16 protein-coding genes are annotated in these 16,937 nt (G+C 49.6%); 6 read left to right on the forward strand and 10 right to left on the reverse strand.

Annotated elements, in window-relative coordinates; translation table 11 throughout:
* Window positions 1-51 precede the first annotated feature (51 nt).
* Genes QXU03_06005 through QXU03_06025 form a run of 5 tightly spaced genes read right to left on the reverse strand, consistent with a single transcriptional unit; the run spans window position 52 to window position 5,404 of the window.
* The gene (locus QXU03_06005; GenBank protein ID MEM2171286.1) at window positions 52-873 is read right to left on the reverse strand and encodes a dipeptide/oligopeptide/nickel ABC transporter ATP-binding protein; all 822 of its coding nucleotides are present in this window, start codon (window positions 871-873) and stop codon (window positions 52-54) included.
* Entirely contained in the window at window positions 860-1,837 is a 978-nt protein-coding gene (locus QXU03_06010; GenBank protein ID MEM2171287.1) for an ABC transporter ATP-binding protein, read from the reverse strand. Before QXU03_06010 ends, QXU03_06005 begins: the two co-directional genes overlap by 14 nt.
* On the reverse strand, window positions 1,828-2,724 hold the full coding sequence (locus QXU03_06015; GenBank protein MEM2171288.1) for an ABC transporter permease: 897 nt from the start codon (window positions 2,722-2,724) through the stop codon (window positions 1,828-1,830). Before QXU03_06015 ends, QXU03_06010 begins: the two co-directional genes overlap by 10 nt.
* 2 nt (window positions 2,725-2,726) lie before the next feature.
* A complete protein-coding gene (locus QXU03_06020) occupies window positions 2,727-3,746 on the reverse strand; it encodes an ABC transporter permease (GenBank protein MEM2171289.1) in 1,020 nt (339 codons plus the stop codon).
* Window positions 3,747-3,760: 14 nt separating this feature from the next.
* A complete protein-coding gene (locus tag QXU03_06025) occupies window positions 3,761-5,404 on the reverse strand; it encodes an ABC transporter substrate-binding protein (protein ID MEM2171290.1) in 1,644 nt (547 codons plus the stop codon).
* 190 nt (window positions 5,405-5,594) lie between these two features.
* On the opposite strand from QXU03_06025, the gene argS reads away from it, so the two are divergent.
* Window positions 5,595-7,811, forward strand: a complete 2,217-nt coding sequence (gene argS / locus QXU03_06030) for an arginine--tRNA ligase (GenBank protein MEM2171291.1) — start codon at window positions 5,595-5,597, stop codon at window positions 7,809-7,811.
* Window positions 7,812-7,822: 11 nt separating this feature from the next.
* Here the strand turns inward: argS and QXU03_06035 are convergent, their stop codons facing one another.
* A complete protein-coding gene (locus QXU03_06035) occupies window positions 7,823-8,107 on the reverse strand; it encodes a hypothetical protein (GenBank protein MEM2171292.1) in 285 nt (94 codons plus the stop codon).
* Here QXU03_06035 and QXU03_06040 point away from each other — a divergent pair.
* The 4 genes from QXU03_06040 to QXU03_06055 all read left to right on the forward strand — a co-directional run bounded on the left by QXU03_06040 (window position 8,091) and on the right by QXU03_06055 (window position 12,254).
* A complete protein-coding gene (locus QXU03_06040) occupies window positions 8,091-8,708 on the forward strand; it encodes a DMT family transporter (protein MEM2171293.1) in 618 nt (205 codons plus the stop codon). The two genes, QXU03_06035 and QXU03_06040, sit on opposite strands and share 17 nt — an antisense overlap.
* Window positions 8,705-9,955, forward strand: a complete 1,251-nt coding sequence (locus QXU03_06045) for a molybdopterin molybdotransferase MoeA (protein MEM2171294.1) — start codon at window positions 8,705-8,707, stop codon at window positions 9,953-9,955. Before QXU03_06040 ends, QXU03_06045 begins: the two co-directional genes overlap by 4 nt.
* A 28-nt stretch (window positions 9,956-9,983) precedes the next feature.
* Window positions 9,984-10,970 (forward strand): thiamine-phosphate kinase, encoded by a 987-nt coding sequence (locus QXU03_06050; GenBank protein MEM2171295.1) that lies wholly within the window; start codon window positions 9,984-9,986, stop codon window positions 10,968-10,970.
* A gap of 81 nt (window positions 10,971-11,051) precedes the next feature.
* Complete coding sequence (locus QXU03_06055; protein MEM2171296.1) at window positions 11,052-12,254, forward strand: hypothetical protein; 1,203 nt, start codon at window positions 11,052-11,054, stop codon at window positions 12,252-12,254.
* Between the two features lie 82 nt (window positions 12,255-12,336).
* Here the strand turns inward: QXU03_06055 and QXU03_06060 are convergent, their stop codons facing one another.
* Both QXU03_06060 and QXU03_06065 read right to left on the reverse strand, forming a co-directional pair.
* The gene (locus tag QXU03_06060; GenBank protein ID MEM2171297.1) at window positions 12,337-13,017 is read right to left on the reverse strand and encodes a VTT domain-containing protein; all 681 of its coding nucleotides are present in this window, start codon (window positions 13,015-13,017) and stop codon (window positions 12,337-12,339) included.
* Window positions 13,018-13,107: 90 nt separating this feature from the next.
* Window positions 13,108-14,118 (reverse strand): TIGR00269 family protein, encoded by a 1,011-nt coding sequence (locus QXU03_06065; GenBank protein ID MEM2171298.1) that lies wholly within the window; start codon window positions 14,116-14,118, stop codon window positions 13,108-13,110.
* A gap of 113 nt (window positions 14,119-14,231) precedes the next feature.
* Between QXU03_06065 and QXU03_06070 the strand changes: the two genes are divergently transcribed.
* Window positions 14,232-14,900, forward strand: coding sequence for a metallophosphoesterase (locus QXU03_06070; protein MEM2171299.1), 669 nt, complete (start codon window positions 14,232-14,234; stop codon window positions 14,898-14,900).
* Here the strand turns inward: QXU03_06070 and QXU03_06075 are convergent.
* A complete protein-coding gene (locus QXU03_06075) occupies window positions 14,840-16,150 on the reverse strand; it encodes a hypothetical protein (protein ID MEM2171300.1) in 1,311 nt (436 codons plus the stop codon). The two genes, QXU03_06070 and QXU03_06075, sit on opposite strands and share 61 nt — an antisense overlap.
* Window positions 16,151-16,154: 4 nt before the next feature.
* A complete protein-coding gene (locus QXU03_06080; protein ID MEM2171301.1) occupies window positions 16,155-16,901 on the reverse strand; it encodes a PA14 domain-containing protein in 747 nt (248 codons plus the stop codon).
* Window positions 16,902-16,937: the final 36 nt, after the last annotated feature.

Below are 16,937 nucleotides of genomic sequence, written 5' to 3' on the forward strand. Positions count from 1 at the left end.
TAAACACCTGTACTCTACTATAAGCGATTGTAAGCAGGCTTAAAAATGAGCTTAGATGAGCTCATTGCGGTTTAGTGAAGCTGTTACGTAGTAGCTTAAGACAAGAGATCTCGCATACTCGCTTTTCGGCGATCTGAGAACGCAGTCGAGGGGGCCCTCCTCAACGATAATACCGTCCTTAATTATGAGTACACGGTCAGCTAGATATTGGGCAACAGCTAGGTCGTGAGTTACCAGTATCATGGTGGGGTGTAGCTTCAAGTACACGTCATTCAGCAAGTTGATGATCTGCGCCTGTATGGACACGTCAAGCGCAGATGTGGGCTCATCTAATAAAAGCACCGTGGGCTCGTGTATCAAGGCCCGAGCTATTAGAACCCTCTGCCTCATCCCTCCACTCAATTCATCAGGGGTTAAGTCCAGTACGTGGCTTGGCAAACCCACGAGCTTTGATATCTCTTTAATTCTCTGCTCGATGGTTTTTTTATCCAGTTTCAGCACTTCGAGCGGCTCGGCGAGTATTTGCTTAACTTCGAGGGAAGGGTTCAGTGCTTTATACTGGTCTTGCGGAACGTAGCCTACTTTACGTATTGTCTGAACGCGCTTCTTCCACGGCAACTGGTATATCGATACCCCGTGAATTCTAACCTCGCCTCTTATAGGCTTGAGAAGCCCCAAGATCACTTTGAGGAGAGTGGATTTACCAGAGCCGCTTTCACCTATGATAGCCACTCTTTCCCCGCTACGAACGTTTAGGTTTATGTTTTTCAAGACCACGTAGTACCGCTTAAAGATGGACATTGCCCTCCATACGATCTTGTACCCTGCCCAAACGCCCTTGAGTTCCACAACGCTACTACTATCCGTGTTCAATCACCTCTTTAAACCGCCAGCACATGGTATAATGGGGTTTCCCCGTACCATTCACGGGGACTAAAGGCGGCTCCTTCTCGCAGACATCTGCCCTAAATGGACACCTATCTCTGAAGGGACACCGGGAAAAGTCCTCTAAGAGGCTTGGAGGTTCTCCCGGTAGTGGTTTTAAAGGCTTCTTGGATCCGAGGACTGGTATGCTTTCGAGAAGCATCCTCGTGTAGGGATGGTAAGGTTTATTCAAGACAGCTTGCGTAGAGCCCACCTCGACTATTTTACCCGCATACATGACCGCTATTTTGTCGCACACGCTTGCAGTAGAGAGCATGTCATGCGTTATCAGTAGCAACGTGAGTTTAAGCTCTTTTCTCAGCTTGTTAATTAAAGCTAGTATTTGAGCCCTCAAATTGGCGTCTACGGAAGATGTCGGCTCATCCGCGACTACTATTCTAGCACCACTTGCTAGAGCTATCGCGATTAAAACCCGCTGCTGCATTCCCCCACTTAGCTGGTGGGGGTACTTATCTAGCACATCGCTATTTAGCCCCACCATTCGCAGGTGTTCAAGTGCGGTTTTCCTGGCCCCCTCCCTATTGAGCTTGTGCAGTTCTCTCACTATGTAGTAGAAGTGGTCTTCAACGGTTATGAACGGGTTTAAGCTCGTACCCGGGTTTTGGGGTATTAGGCTGACAGTTCTGCCCCGAACGCCATTAAATCTATGACGGGGCCCATCGATCACCAGGCGATCGAAGATCCATAGTCTACCTTCCGTTATGCTGTGAGGGGGTAGAACGCCCGCGATCGCGCTGGCTATCGTCGACTTCCCGCACCCGCTTTCCCCTACTAAGCAAAGTGCCTCTCCTTCCGAGACTTCGAGATTTACCCCTCTAGTGGCCCATATTACGTACCCCTCCTCGCTCGCGTACCCTACTTTCAGGTTCTCGGCCCGGATCGCTAAAACCACAGCCTCCACCTCCTACGTAGCCTGGGGTCTAGGTCTTCTCGCAGAGGATCAGCCACCAAACTGAACCCGAGAGTGGTTACCAGTATGAAAAGACCCGGTATTATGATCAACCATGGCGCCTTGGTGAACACCTCAATGCTCAGTCCAGTTATGCCCTCGTACAGTATAACACCCCACTCCGGCGAGCCGGGGGGTAGGCCGAGGCCCATGAAGTTTATAGCTGATGCTTCGAGTAAGACGCTACCCATGTCCGAAATCGCCTGGACGATCATGGGCTGAATCAGGTTTTTCACGACATGCCGCATAATTATCTTAAGTGGACTTAAGCCCGATAATTTAGCTAGTACTACGTAGTCCAGCTCAACGACGCTCTTCGCGTAGACGTAGGATATTCTTGCATACCAGGACCACCAAGTCACTGTTAGCGACGCGATGACGACGTGTATTCCCTGGTCCATTGTTAGCCGGAGGAACAGCGCTATCAGTATTGAAGGTATCGACATGAAAAGCTCTGTTAAGTAGTTGAGAACGGCCTCGGTAACGCCCTTGAAGTAGGCCGAGCACGTGCCCATGATCACTCCTATCAGCATGCTCATGGAAATAACAGTTAGAACCTGAATTATAGCTGTCCTGGTCCCGATGATCACTCTCGAGAAAAGATCCCTTCCGAGAGCGTCTGTCCCGAATAGAAACTGCAATGAAGGCGGAAGCAGCCTCCTACCACTTGATTCGGGTGGCACATAACCATAACCCTCCCGCGGGTAGGGCACTATAAATGGGGAAATCACCGCGAGAATGATAACGGTTATGGAAATGAAAAGCCCTATCTTAAACCTCGCTTTACCGAGACTCCTCGAAACTATCCCGAGAAGGGGCCGCCTGATCATCGCTAAAGCCTCACCCTCGGATCAATAGTAGCCTGTAGGATGTCAACCAGCGTGTTGATGGCTATGTAGAATATCGTCAAGTAAACAACCAGCGCTATCGCGACGCGGAAATCAGACTTATGTAGTGCATCTAGTAGAATACTCCCAAGGCCCTCTCTCCCATATATGAGCGTTTCCACGACCATGGCGTCCACTAAGCTGTAAACGAACGCCAAGCCGGATACCTGAATCAATGGCGGTATAGCCGATCTTAGCACGAATTGCCTTATGATAGTCTGCCTCCTGACGCCCCACGCCACTACCGCCCTTATATAGTCCTCTAAAAGAGCCTCAGCCACGAGGGTTCTCGTAACCCTAGCTAGAGCGCCAATGGGGTATATGGATATGGCGAGCGCGGGCGGAATCATCCTCTTTAGCACGTCAATAAACACCTGAAAGTTACCCGTTATCAGCGAGTCCAGTAAGTATAAGCCCGTTACGGGCTCAAACCCGCTCTCCAGGACAAGCTTGCTTGAAACTCTACCGTACGGTATTAATCCGAACGCGCTGTACAGTATTAGTAGTATGATTGCGCCAAGCCAGAACGTGGGGGTGCTGGTTAAGACTATACTGAACGATTGGGTAAAGGCATCTAGCCTTCCCCCTCTTCTGAGCGCTGAGCATACTCCAAGCCATACACCTACCGGGACAGCTAGCAGGTACGCGAAGACCAGTAGTTCAAGCGTGGATGTGAACCCGGACAAGATGACTTGGTTTACCGGTATCTTATAGGCTATGCTCATACCCAGGTTTCCGGTCAATACGTTGTAGATGAAACCGGCCACTTGAACGTAGAGTGGTTGGTTTAAACCTAGTTCACGCCTAGCTAATTCAACTGCCTTAGCGGCACCTGGCCCGCGGGGATTACCAGCCCATTTTACCGCGGGATCTCCTGGAGTGAGCATTAGTAGAAGGTATGAAAAGACTATCACTCCAATAACAACTAGGAAGGAGAGGACGATTCTCCTAATTATGTAGTTCAAGCTTATAGGCAATTCTACGACCTTACCTTCACTAGTTCAAATCTTATAACGTACATGTAAAGCGGGTTGAGCGCTTCTTGGGGCACGTAAATTCTCTTCGAGTATATGAATGGCCTTATTTCATCCCATAGACCCACAGCAACCGCTTCCCTGAATATTATTTCGTGTGCCTGCCTGTAGAGTTCAAGCGCCTGCTCGTAGTTAGAACCTTCCAGCTCCCACGCAGCATCTATTAACCTGTTTAGTTCCTCGTTCTCGTACCCTGCGAAGTTCCACTCTCTCGAATCACTGTGAAACATTGTGTAAAGATAGTCGTATGGTGAGGGCACCGTAGGCCACCAGTCAGCCATTATTATGTGGGGGGTTTTCTCGGGGTCTTCCCACACACCTTTAGCGATGTCTTTGAGCCTAGTCCAGTCCTGGGCGTTCAGCTTAACTTCTATACCCAGCTCGCTCATTACCGACTTGAAGATCACCGCGAACTTGTTCGTCTCTTCGTAATCCACCTGGTACAATAGCTCGATCGGCTCGCTTAGAGGCGTCTTCACTCCCGATTTTTCCAGATAATCTCTAGCCTTGACTAAATCATATTCGTACACGAAGCCCTCAGTGCTACCTGGAAAACCAGCTGGTATGACGCCACTAGCGACTTGCCCGTAGCCGAGTAGGACGTCATTGATTATCCTCGATAAGTTTAGCGCGTGAGCTACCGCTAAGCGAAACTCGGTAATGTTGGTTGGATACCTCTTAGTGTTAAAGAACAGTAGGAAGTTGTGGAATGCCTTCAGCTTAATTACCCCGAAGCCCCGTTCTTCGAGCTCCTTGACGTTTTCTCTAGGAACACTGCACGCGATGTCGATCTGGCCTCCCAGTAGCCCGTTGTATTGCGATGCAGGCTCAAGCACTATCTTAATTACTACAATATCCGGTGCGTCCGGGTTGTTTAGTTCTTCCCAGCCCCACCAATCCTTAAATTTCTCTAGGCGGATTTCTTTGACGGGGTCGTAGTAGAGGAGCCTGTAAGGCCCCGTCCCTACGGCATTACCCGCATTAAACCATTCCTCGAGCTTACGATCGGTGTAATGGGTGGAACCACTCTTCTCCAGGACGCTCGGCGAGAAGATGTAGGCTGCATAAGCCGCGGAGGCCAGTAAGTCTAGCCTTTGTGGGTATCTTAGTCTGAACTTGACCGTGTACTCGTCGACGACCTCGACTTCTTCAACGGCGTCCCATATGTAGCCCAGCCCCCTACCGGTTTCCCTATATATGTCCCTTGCACGTTCAACGCTGATCTTTACCGCTGTAGCGTTGAAGGGCGTCCCATCGTGAAAGCTCACCATCCTTCGGAGGTGGAAAGTCCACTCAGTGCCTCCTTCACTAGAAGTCCAGTTGATGGCTAGGCGCGGCTTCACTTCGCCCGTCTCATGATCGTAGTATGTTAGGGTTTCGTATATGGTACCTAGCACTACGAGGCCGGTATCGTCCTCGATACTGGGATCTATTCCGGTTATCCTGTCATTGTATGCGTATATCACTACTTTACCCTGCTTTGTTTGAGGCGTTGAAGCGGGTTTAATGTACATAAACGTGGCTGCAGTGATTGCTGTTAACAATACAAGCACTCCAATTACTACGGTTAAAGACCTCTTGCTAACCAACTCCTCTCACGCAAATCTCCATTGCTCAATATAAAGCCAGGATTTAAAAATGTACACCTAGTAGTAGGGTCTCGTAGTGGAGACTCGCGCACGCGTTGTTCCCGAGCAGGGCGCAGTAGCTAGTGCTCCACTTCACTCATAGACTTTAAAGCGGCGGTATGCTGTAAAGTGGTATTAGTAGGAGTCCGGTATGAACGAGATATCGGAGTGCATTGTAAGCCATCTGCCAGATGCGCTGAGCAAGGTGCTCGGCATCGAGAAGGACCTTGTCAACGTGCTAATTACTAGCGGGAAGGTGAAAGTGGCTCCTACACCGGATTCCAAACTAGGAGACTACGGTATCGCCATACACGCTGTTCTAAGAAACGTAGAGCGCAGTAAATGGGATGAAGTGGGTAGAGCGATAGCTAGCGAGCTATATTCCGTTACGTACGACAAGTGCTGGGTTGAAAAGGTGGATTTTGTGAACGGGTATGTGAACGTTACAATAGACTACTCGAATATTCTAACCCAGCTTGTCCGGGACTTCGCCACCGGAAAGGTGTTCGAGGAGTTAAAGAGCGTTGGCATGGGATCCCATGTTATCGTTGAACACACTAGCGCTAACCCCGTACACCCGCTACACATAGGTAGTGGTAGGAACAGCGTTTTAGGAGACACGTACGCTAGGCTACTTCGAAAGCTCGGATTTAACGTTCAAACGAGGTTTTATGTCAATGATATGGGTAGACAAGTAGCCGTTCTAGTGTACGGTGTTAGTGTTGCCGAGTCTAAGGGAGTCGTTAGACCTGAATCCCTTAAAGTAGACCACTGGTACGGAGTGATCTACGCCCTAACGCACGTTCTAGTAGAGCTATGTAGATTGAGAAGCGAACTTAAAGGTAAAATGAACCTGCTCGTCGAGAAAGCTGAAAGCGCTTGCCGTGACTTCGCCAACAACGAGTTCTCGGGAGGCGCTTCTCGGGACCTAGGGTTCATGCTTTGCGAAATAGCATGGAAAAAGAACTTTAAACTGGAATTACTTGAGTACACTAAGCGACTGTACGAGGTATTGAAAAGGCAGTACGCCAGAGATAACACAGTACCTACCGAAATACTGAAACTGATCGACGAGATCAGGAGCTTGGCGCGGGAATATAGAGAGTACCTTGCAGCTGAGAGAAGGCTTGCAACCCACTATCCCGAACTCTATAACGCATTAAAATCGTCTGTACTAGACTACAAGGAGGTGGAAGAGTCTATTAGGAAGCTGATGGTGCTCGCTGAAGGTGGGAAAGAGGATGTCCTCGCCCTGTTTAGAAGGGTCTCCGAAAGCGTTATTAGTGGATTCAAGGAGACGCTTAAAAAACTCGACATAGAGTTCAACGGGTTTGACTACGAGTCTAGCAATGAGATCCTCGAAAAAGCACGAAATGTAGTTAAAGACCTGGCTAAGACGAGCTACGCTAGAGTAGTTGAGGGGGGGGCGATAGAAGTAGACTTGAACAAGGCAGCAGAGGATCACGAGTACGTGAAGGGCCTCTTCTACCCCGATCAGGCAGGCAGGTTCGTGGTGCAGAGAAGTGATGGTACGACACTTTACGTTACGCGAGACATCGCGTACACTCTCTACAAGTTTAGGGATCTCGGTGCAGAGAGGGTATATAACGTCATCGCGGTAGAGCAGGCCCGGGAACAGAAACAGCTCAAAGCGGTGTTGCACATCCTAGGTTACGTTAAAGAAGCGGAGAACCTCCACCACTTCGCGTACGAGATGGTCCACCTCAAAGGAGCCCGGATGAGCGGTAGGCGCGGCACATACTACACGGTAGACGAAATGCTCGTGGATAGTAAACTAAACGTGTTGCAAAAACTCGTGGAAAAGGAAAGCAGCTTAAACGCCGAGGAGCTCATGAGCGTGGCAGAGAAGCTCGCCGTCGCGAACACCAGGACACTATTACTATCCGTAGATCCCGGCAAGGTCTTAGTGTTCGACCCTAAAAAACTAGGAGAGGTGGAGTATGGGACGATCATTGAATATGCCTTCGTGAGGGCGCAAGGTGTTGTTAGAAATCTATGGGGATTGGAGTTCCTCAATGAACCGGGTGCCATTTACGCGAAGATGGCCGACGCGGTAAAAGGTGGAGGTAAGATGCAGTTTTCTCCCGAAGAGAAGAAGCTTATCGAGATCCTAATTAAGTTTAAAGACGTGTTACTGGAATCCTACCGGGAGATGAAGCCAAATAAGCTACTGGAATACGCGATCGGCTTGGCACTGGAATTCAACAAGTTCTATGAAAAGTACCCAGTCATCGGCGAACGCGACGCATTTAAGAGAAGTGCACGAATAGCATTAACGCTAATGGTGTTAGTGGTGCTCTCAGAGCTCATGGATATCATGGGCATACCGAAGCTCAAGAGAATGTAATGAGAGGTGCGCTAAGGTGTGAACACCGCTGGCAGGTCCTTAATGAACGTTGTCCAGTTAGTGTGCTTGCTCACCGTCGTGTGGTTGTCGATAAGTTCCGGTAGTATACTTGTTTTGCTGTCCGGCGCCCCCGCGGAAGCGTGCGCCTTTTGGAGACTACTGCTATCCGTCCCGCTCCTATACCTCATTGACACGTTACAGGGCGGACCCACCCCACCGAGGATTAGACCACACCATATAGTGTCCGGTGTGTCTCTAGCCTTGCACTTCGTTTTCTGGATGCGTAGCCTTTTCATAATACCAGTGTACATAAGTACCCTGCTCGTCGCGGTATACCCCTTCTATTCACTCCTAATAGAGGTAATTGCGTACAGGAGAAGGCTTCCCCTCATGCAGTTTGTGGGGTTCTTAGCGTGTACGCTTCTGCTTGCTATGTACCTTGGCGTACATGAATTGGTGTTTAATGTTGGTGTTATAGAGGCGATGGTAGCTGGTTTCATGGTAGCAGTCTACTTCGAGGTGGGTAGCTATGCAAGGTATAAGTTGAAGGAGCCGACTACCAAGTATGCCATTAGCACCTACCTGGTCGCGGCACTCTTCGTGGCGCTGTTCGCGGGAATGCTGGGCGTTAGTCTGCTGTACTATGAGCCGGTGAAGTACGTGTTCTTCGTGGCGCTTGCTGTCGTGCCCATGATACTGGGTCACACGCTGATCAACTACATGCTCGGTAAGTATCCAGCATCGATAGCCACATCCATTGGTTATGGTGAGCCCTTCGGGGCCGGGCTATTGGCGTACTTGTTACTAAAACAGGAAATCTCACCGACACACATAGTCTTCGGCATCCTCATAATCGTAACGGTCTTTATAACGGTTACGACCCTTTACGAGGAGTGATAACGGTGAAGGCTCTTTTAGAGCTCATCGACGTCGGTGAAGCGATTAGGCGCCTGGTTGACGCGCTCTCTCGTACACTCCACCTAGACGTAGAAACCGTAAACCTCACTAATGCTATTGGAAAAGTCCTCGCCGAGGAGGTGTACGCCACTATAGATAGGCCCGGGGAAGACATTAGCGCCGTGGACGGGTACGCTGTAAGAAGCCTGGATACGGTGGGCGCTTCATACTACAATCCCGTAGAACTGACAGCAAGTAGGTCGGTGAAGCCCGGTGAAAAGCCCGCCTTTCCGTGCATCGAACCCGGCGTAGCGGTGGAAGTTTACACTGGTACACCAATACCGTGCGGTGCCGATGCTGTCGTGATGAGCGAGGATGTCGAGGTCCGTGGTGATAGAGTCCTGGTCTATAAGCCGGTTGCGGGAGGCTCTAACATAATCTTCAAAGGTGAGGATTTCAAGAAAGGGGATTTACTGGCAACTAGAGGTACCCTTATTAAGCCAGCGCTACTAGCAGCTCTTGCAGCTAATGGCGTAGACAAGGTTAAGGTCTATAGAAAGATAAATGTATCTATCATAGCAGTAGGAGACGAGCTCGTAGAGCCTGGCAAGGAAGCACCTCCTGGTAAGGTGTACGATTCCTCGACCTATATCGTGTACTCGTCACTAGTAAGGGACCTCGTGTTTAACGCCAAGTACTCCGGCATAGTGCCCGACGACGTTGATGCAGTAGCAAATGCCGTAGCAAGGGAATTTGAACGTGGAGCCGATGTGGTGATTACGACCGGTGGAACCGGCGTAGGCAGGCACGACATTGTAGTAGATTTCGTTAAACGGCACGGTGAATTCGTATTCAGAGGCGTGAAACTGAGGCCCGGTAGACCTACGAGTAGCTCCGTTGTGGGTGGAAAACTACTACTTCATCTTTCAGGCTTTCCCATCGCGGCTTGGACGGGTTACGAGGTCCTGTTTCGAACAGCTGTTATCAAGTGGCTGGGTGTTAGTGGGCTGGAAAGGCACTCGGTCTACGCATTATTGACGAGAAGGCTACCTAACGTCGCTGGTTATACGTCTATTGTAAGGGTCAACGTGTTTGAACGGCACGGTGAGCTTTACGCAGAGCCGTACATGCTTAGAGGTAGTGGAGTTATATCAAGCATGCTTAGGACGAATGGGTACGTCGTGCTACCGGAGAACGTGGAAGGGTTCGAGAAAAACACCCGAGTGAAAGTGTACTTTTACGACTAGTAACTTAAAGTAAACTGAGGTGCCGGAGTTGGAAACCGTTGGTGCCTTGAGCGAAGAAGAGGTTATCGCGCTGATCGCGGGAAAGCTCTTGTCGAAGACGGGTATTGGCGAGCACCTATCACATCCCGACGACGCGCGCGACGTCATACCCAGAGCTCCCAAGATACTTTTCTCCATGGATGCTTACACGGTGAACTCGCTAAAACTACCGTGGAGGGGGTATTCCGATGTAGGATGGTCGGCACTTACGGGTGCCATCAGCGATATCGTTGCTAAAGGAGGAGTACCCCATGCGTGTATGGTGGCTCTCGGAATACCCCCTGAACTAGACTTGAAGCTACTCGATGAATTCATTAGCGGCATGAAAGAGGCATCCGAGTACTACAAGGTCCGGGTACTGGGTGGCGATACCAATAGAAGCGCGGAAATGTGGGTGGCGATCTCCGTGCTCGGCTTCACGACCGCGAGAACGCCCCCGAGTAGAAGGGGGTTGAAACCGGGCGATGCCATCGTCGTAACTGGAATTTACGGTCCAATGGGTTATGTAGTTAAACATGGCTTTGAAAAGGCCCTTAACGAAAAATGGGTCGTAGACTTCACTAAAAGGCCGAGAGCATACTTGGAGGTGGGTTACATTATTGAAAACTACTACAAAGCGGTAACAGCCAGCATGGATGTAAGTGATGGGCTAGGCTACACGCTCCAAACCATGGCGATTTTAAGTAGCTGCGGAATAGCCGTAAGAGACCCGCCTCAAACACCACAGCAACTAGTAGACCTGTGTAGAGGGGGGTCTGACTGCCTACTCGAATACGCACTGCTCGGAGGCGAGGAGTATGGGGTAGTCTTCGGCGTCAAGCCTGAATGGCTACGGACGGTACTAAGAGACCTCGAGCACTTCAACGTACCATTCACTGTCATAGGCGAAGCGGTTGAAGCCGGTGAACCGGGCCTGTACGTCAACGGGAGGAGGTTTAGAGCCGCTAGATACGATCAGTTTAGGGAGTGGGCGTAGACGCGCTTTTACTATAACGTGCCCGGCACTCTGCACTTATAACCTAATTCATAGTGACAAATCCACTATGGTGTAGGCAAAGTGACAGTGGTTTTACTGCTATCGTTACTGATCGCCGTGGTCAACGTAGTGGACATATTCACGGACGTATTAGCAGTAATAGTTGCCAAGGTAAGCGCGTTCCAATTAGGGTTATTAAATTCCCTGTCCTATGTCTTCTACATCGTGGCACTATACGCGGGAAGCAGGCTATCCGATAGAGGTATCATTAAGCTACAGGTGTTCTTAGTACTCACATGCTTAGCATCGTATGTGACGTTACTGGGCATATTCGTGCACGCTCCAGGCATACCTGCACTGGCCGTGATGTACTTGCTATATTCGAGCGCTCAGGCCTTAGCTAAGACGGCTACCCTTACCTATATACATGAAATGCACCCGAGCACTTCGTGGAATGGGCTCCTCGCCCGGAGGGTAGCGGTAACAGTCATTTGTGAGGCCTTACTACTTATTGTGATCTCCAGGGTAGGGTTAGAGGCTATTGTATGCAACCTAGTCCTCTTCACGATACCGATCTTAGCACCAGTACTCGCAACGCTACTTTTAATCAGGGATCCTTTACTGAAAATAGAAAAAACCCTTTATAGGATAGATGTTGGATTGAAGCGCGTAGAGCGCATAATTACTAGTAACCTAGTAGTGTACACTCTGCTAACCGGGCTGTCAGGGTTCAGGCGTCCCAGCTTCAAGCTACTGACGTCCACCGCGCAGAGTGTTAATGTAAAGAGAATTCTATGGGCTCTAGTAAGCTTTAGGGCTGCAAACGCGTTACTGCTCATACAGCTACCCATCTACCTAGGTAAAGTCCTGGGATACGCCCCCGATAGCATGCTCGGAGTATACGGGTTAGCGAGGCTCGTGTTGACGCTGGATTTCCTCGTACCGGCCCCCATTAGTGGTGGTAAGACGTACCTAGTAATGCTCGTACGCGGCATGCTACCACTACTACTATTGATGCAAAGCAGCAACGTAGCCGGCACGATGATCGCACTAGTTCTCGGCCTAACACTGTACCTGAACAGTAAGATTGACGTGGCCTTATACTCCATGTACGTTGATGCACTAGGCCGCGTTGAAACCACTAAGTACCTATTAGTAAGCGAGGCAACCGGGTTTCTCAGCACGCTGGTGTCGGGAGTAGTTTACGCCGCGGTAGGTTATGGTGGCATCATTATAGCGACCGCCTTACTACATGCTCTAGGAGCTGTGTTGCTGAGGACCTAAGTATTTGAGGATCGGTGCCCGCTATCGATGCTACATTCATCGAGTAGTTCTCGATCTCCCGGGTTCCTCCTCATCTCCGGTACTACTTATTGCAAATGAGTGATTTAAGCTTGATTGCGGGTCTTAAGATTAACACCTCTATAAAGGATATCACGACATACGCGAACGCCGGTAAAATACCCTTCTCGTAGTAGGCTTTTTCGACACCCGCCCAGTCAACCTTGCCAAAAGCTACCATTAAAACGGCGGTAATCACGATCATTATGGGGATGCTAACTACCATTGGGAGCTCGGTTACCCCCTCCAACAAGTAGCTTAAGACAAACCCGTAAACAGCTGTTAGCAACGTGATGATGAGCTTACCTGTAAACAACGCAATGGCGAACTGCATTACGTTGTAGCCGGAAGCACCGATAGGGATGTAGAAGATATCGTCTGGTATGGGTAGCGCGGCGATGAGGAACACCGTTATGAACGTTACCTTTTCGTGTTTCCGTGCGAAGTACGAGAACCCACGAATGAAGTTGCGGACAGTCTTCACGCTCGAGATCGACCTTCCCACCGCGTAAATCACGAGCTTACCAGCTGTGGCCCCTGCAGCTAGCGCGATTATGGCGATGATTAACGGTAGCCCACGCAACCGAGATAGTAACGGGGCCACGAAGACGAGGTACGGGATTGTTGAGTATGGAATGGAATTCGATAGGAAAGCCAGCAAGAACAAGCCTACATAGCCTAAGCCCACGAACAGCTCTATGCTCATAGACTTCGCCTACCCCACCGTCCTCAACCTTCTTTAACTTGCTTGAAGGTTGTTCATTCCAAGTGTACTTATTACAAGCTTATAAGCAGTTTACACCCTGAGTAAGCGGGCTACCTCGGGGTTCGTTCTTGCCGCCTCGTATAGAGCCCTCTCTTCTCCGGGTTTTAGAAGTCCTAGCTTTGCTTTAAATAAGCATGCCTTGCAGATTGCGCGAGATGCTGGGTTACCGCACACTACACACCTTGTGTACTTTTTAGTAACGGGCTTGTCCTTACCCCTCATTTTAAGTAATTCGAGTAGGCTCCTCAGCAGGCCGTACTTCGAGCCAGGATACTTTTCTTCGAGCTCGTTGAGCATTTTCCTAACGACAAACCTAACATTGTACTTGACGTAAGGACACTGCACAAACTCCAGTTGAACTAGGTTATTTAAGAGTGCATATATTGTCGTTTCTTTTTCAGGTACTTCGTAGAAAGGTTTAATCCTCTTCACGATAAACTCCTCGCTAGAGGACCTCACCGGGCTGAGAGAAAGGGCTCTATCCCAGCTGTTACTTATGAGGTTCATTAGGTATGTCTGGATAATGTCGTCCATGTTGTGGGCAGTTGCTATTACCGTCGCACCTATCTCTCGTGCGACCTTGTTCAGGACGTATCTTCTAAATACACCGCAGTAACTGCAGGGCATGTAGGGGAGTTCCCGCTCAAAGCTATCCCTCACTATCTCGTCTAAGGTTTTACCTACGTAGTCTTTAAAGCTAGCTATAACGTACCTTACTGCGCGCCTCTCGGCGTAATTAACTAGGTTGGGGATCGTCTTCTCCCGGTACCCCGCAATGCCCTCGTTCACGAGAACGGCCGTTATTTCTAGCCCGGGTATTTTTCCTCTCAGTTTGAGTAATAGGTGTAATAATGCCATTGAATCCTTGCCGCCGCTAACGCCAACAAGCACGTGATCGCCAGGCTGAACCATGCCATACTTCCTTATAGTCTTCCTCACCCTGTGTTCGAAGTACTCTACGAAGTGCGGCTTGCAGTAGGCAATATTGCTGATCTTATTGACGTATACCGCTGACCTGTCACAACGGCTACACTTAACCACGTCGTGCACCTACACGTTAACTACCATTACCTAAGACTCCACTATTAAGGTTACTCTTATAATTGTATAATATAACAACTAGCTAGCAACTAATTGGGTGAGAGGGGCGCGCCATGAAATTGCTCGTGGTGAGCGATGTACATGAGAGAACCGGTAACATCAATAGGCTACATGCCAAGTTACAAAGGGAATCGTTTAAACCGGACTTTGTCGTAGTGGCGGGGGATATAACGTATTTCAAAGACATGGGTACCGCCTATAGCATTCTATCCGGTATTCGTAGGCTATTTGGCGTTAAGGTGCTGTTCGTGCCCGGGAACTGCGATCCGCCGGAACTCCTCGAGGCTAGAGAGCTGGGCGAAGACCTGGTTAATCTACACTCCCGGTTCGTGAATATAGGTGAATATACATTTTATGGCGTTGGTGGAGGCGGAATTAGCCCGTTCAACACGCTCATAGAGTTCACGGAAGAGCAGTTCGATGAGTTCATGAGCATGCTAGGTAGCGGCTCAGCGGGTAGCCTCATCCTCGTAACGCACCAACCCATATACGGCTTTTTCGATAACGTTAATGGTGAAAGAATAGGTTCGAAGACTTTCGCCACGTACCTCCGTAAAATCGAACCGATACTTTGGATCACCGGACATGTGCACGAAAATAGCGGGTGGACGCTATCGGGTAAGACCGTTATAGTGCACCCAGGACCGCTGATGAGGGGGTACTACGCTGTGGTCGGGGTCGAGGACGGCGTCGTAAAGCACATCAAGGTCGAAAAGCTGTAAAGCCGGGTACAAGCCCCCTTATACCCGTAGAGTATTAGTGTGATCTGCAGTAGCAAGAGCAGGACCAGGATGTTCCTAGTTAACGCCATTAGCTGAGCCGAGGAGCCCAGGATCCAGGGATTTCCACCGCGCTGCATCTCGGCGAAAAATTCTACAATTAGCGCCGCGTTAAAAAGATCGGCAATGGCGTACTCTAGCAGTAAAAAGCCCTTCAAAGCCAGCACCGCGAGAGGCAGTAACACGATGAGCATTTGAGGCGAGAAGACGTAATTGAACACTATTAACGCGGAGGTGTATGCATAAGCGTACCTGATATCCAGCTCTACGCGTGGCTCGTATCTAGCCAGTAACAGCTTTGTTAATACAGCTACGTACAAACCCGAGAATACTGGGTAGAGGTATCTGTGGAGCGGAGACCAGATATCCTGGATGAACACCATGTAGATGCAGTTTTCACAATACCATGTCGCGTGATGCTCGATGAACTTGAAGAACCCCTGCGGTGCGATGACGTAAAGTAGGAGTAGGGGTAGTAGCCCCGTTAATGAGAATCCAAGAGTGTACTTGAATAAATGGTGGAATTTCCTGTTAATGAATGCCAGCTTCACGAAGAAGTAGTAGGCTATACCCGCGGTAAGTAGCTTCGCGGAAAAAGACGCACCTAGTAGTAGCCCTCCCTCTAGATACCTCTGATCAGTTAAAGCCAGCATCCCCAGTAACGCCAAGGATATCGTGGCGATGTCCCAATTATATACAAGGTACAAGATTAACGTGGGGGTAATTAGGGCGAAGACAGCTCGCAAAGGCTTTTGGCGCGTTTTTAGCGCGAGCTTATTAAGCGTAGATGCGTATGCTAGTAGGAATGCGAGGCTAAAAGTAGCCTGCACGTAGTAGTGAATGCGCGCAGCGGTGTTCAGGTCTCTGCTAACAGCAAACGCTATACACGTGGAGAGTGCCCACGTGAAGCCAGTTAGTGGAGGGTACTCGAAGTGATAGTCTATGTATGGTATCGGGCAAAAGGCATCCCCCCGGATAAACGCAGCAAACTTTTCTCCATTAAACCAGAACTTCCCCGCACTGGGCGAGAACCTCTGGTAGAAGACGCCGTACACCACGTCGCTGTATTTTAAACCCCACAGTTCCATGACTACGGGCGTTGCGGGATCGTGCAGATACGTGGAAATGGACCACACCAGTAGGGATAGTACCACTAAGACCGCCCCGCTCCTCGTCGTAGAGCAGTTATGCATGCGATTACCCCAGCGAAAAGCGTAACTCGTAGACGTCCCCGCCCCACATGAGTAAAGGGTGCTGCGTTCTGTACACTAGCTGGTTCTTATCGTCGTAAATTGAGACCAGGCATTTGAACGGCTGTTCGTTGTACTTCAGCTCAATAGTGCACATGTTGTTTATACCCATGCATTTTTTCACCTCAACAGGCACCGGTGACTCTATGGGAGTAAGCACGGTGACGTAGTAATCCGGTATATTTGTTATAAAGACGTGCTCTCCGAGGGAGAAGTAAAGCGCTTCGCGCGGTATCTCTTCCAGCATGCCTTCTTGCTTCTCCCAGCTCACCCGTATTTCTCCGAGTCTTTGCGCGTTGCAGTACAGTAGCCTCAACCGGTGGAAGCCCTTACGTAGAGGTAGGGGTAGACTGGCGAGCTTTTGCAACCTGTTTGGGTTCCAGGAGCTGATGGTTAATGACTCGTCAATCCACAGCTTAACTCCTCCATTAGCGACGACGTGAAGTCTGTAGAGGCCCTCTTCAACTACTTCTAAAAAACCACTGAACTCCACGATGTACTTTTCGCTCTTCACCTTTTCATGGGGTTTATTTAACCATATGTGGTTTAAGTTCACGAATACCGACTCCGCCACGCTTGTTAGGTGGTTTACATCGTCTGGAGGAGCACCTTTCCACTCGTAGAAACGCGCCAGGACCCCCTTGAACAGCCCCGATTTAACCTTTTCGAGGGAAATGCTGAGCCTGCTGATCAAAAGAGCACCTTGCACTAACCGATAACCAATATTCTG

The sequence above is a fragment of the Desulfurococcaceae archaeon genome, from assembly GCA_038845865.1.
Lineage (GTDB): Archaea > Thermoproteota > Thermoprotei_A > Sulfolobales > Desulfurococcaceae > UBA285.

Bases quoted from the DNA above. Each gene is read 5' to 3' on its own strand.
- QXU03_06035 (MEM2171292.1), bottom strand. From the start codon at position 8,107: ATGAAAAGGCTACGCATCCAGAAAACGAAGTGCAAGGCTAGAGACACA.
- argS (MEM2171291.1), top strand. From the start codon at position 5,595: ATGAACGAGATATCGGAGTGCATTGTAAGCCATCTGCCAGATGCGCTG.
- QXU03_06070 (MEM2171299.1), top strand. From the start codon at position 14,232: ATGAAATTGCTCGTGGTGAGCGATGTACATGAGAGAACCGGTAACATC.
- QXU03_06015 (MEM2171288.1), bottom strand. From the start codon at position 2,724: ATGATCAGGCGGCCCCTTCTCGGGATAGTTTCGAGGAGTCTCGGTAAA.
- QXU03_06040 (MEM2171293.1), top strand. From the start codon at position 8,091: ATGCGTAGCCTTTTCATAATACCAGTGTACATAAGTACCCTGCTCGTC.
- QXU03_06075 (MEM2171300.1), bottom strand. From the start codon at position 16,150: ATGCATAACTGCTCTACGACGAGGAGCGGGGCGGTCTTAGTGGTACTA.
- QXU03_06060 (MEM2171297.1), bottom strand. From the start codon at position 13,017: ATGAGCATAGAGCTGTTCGTGGGCTTAGGCTATGTAGGCTTGTTCTTG.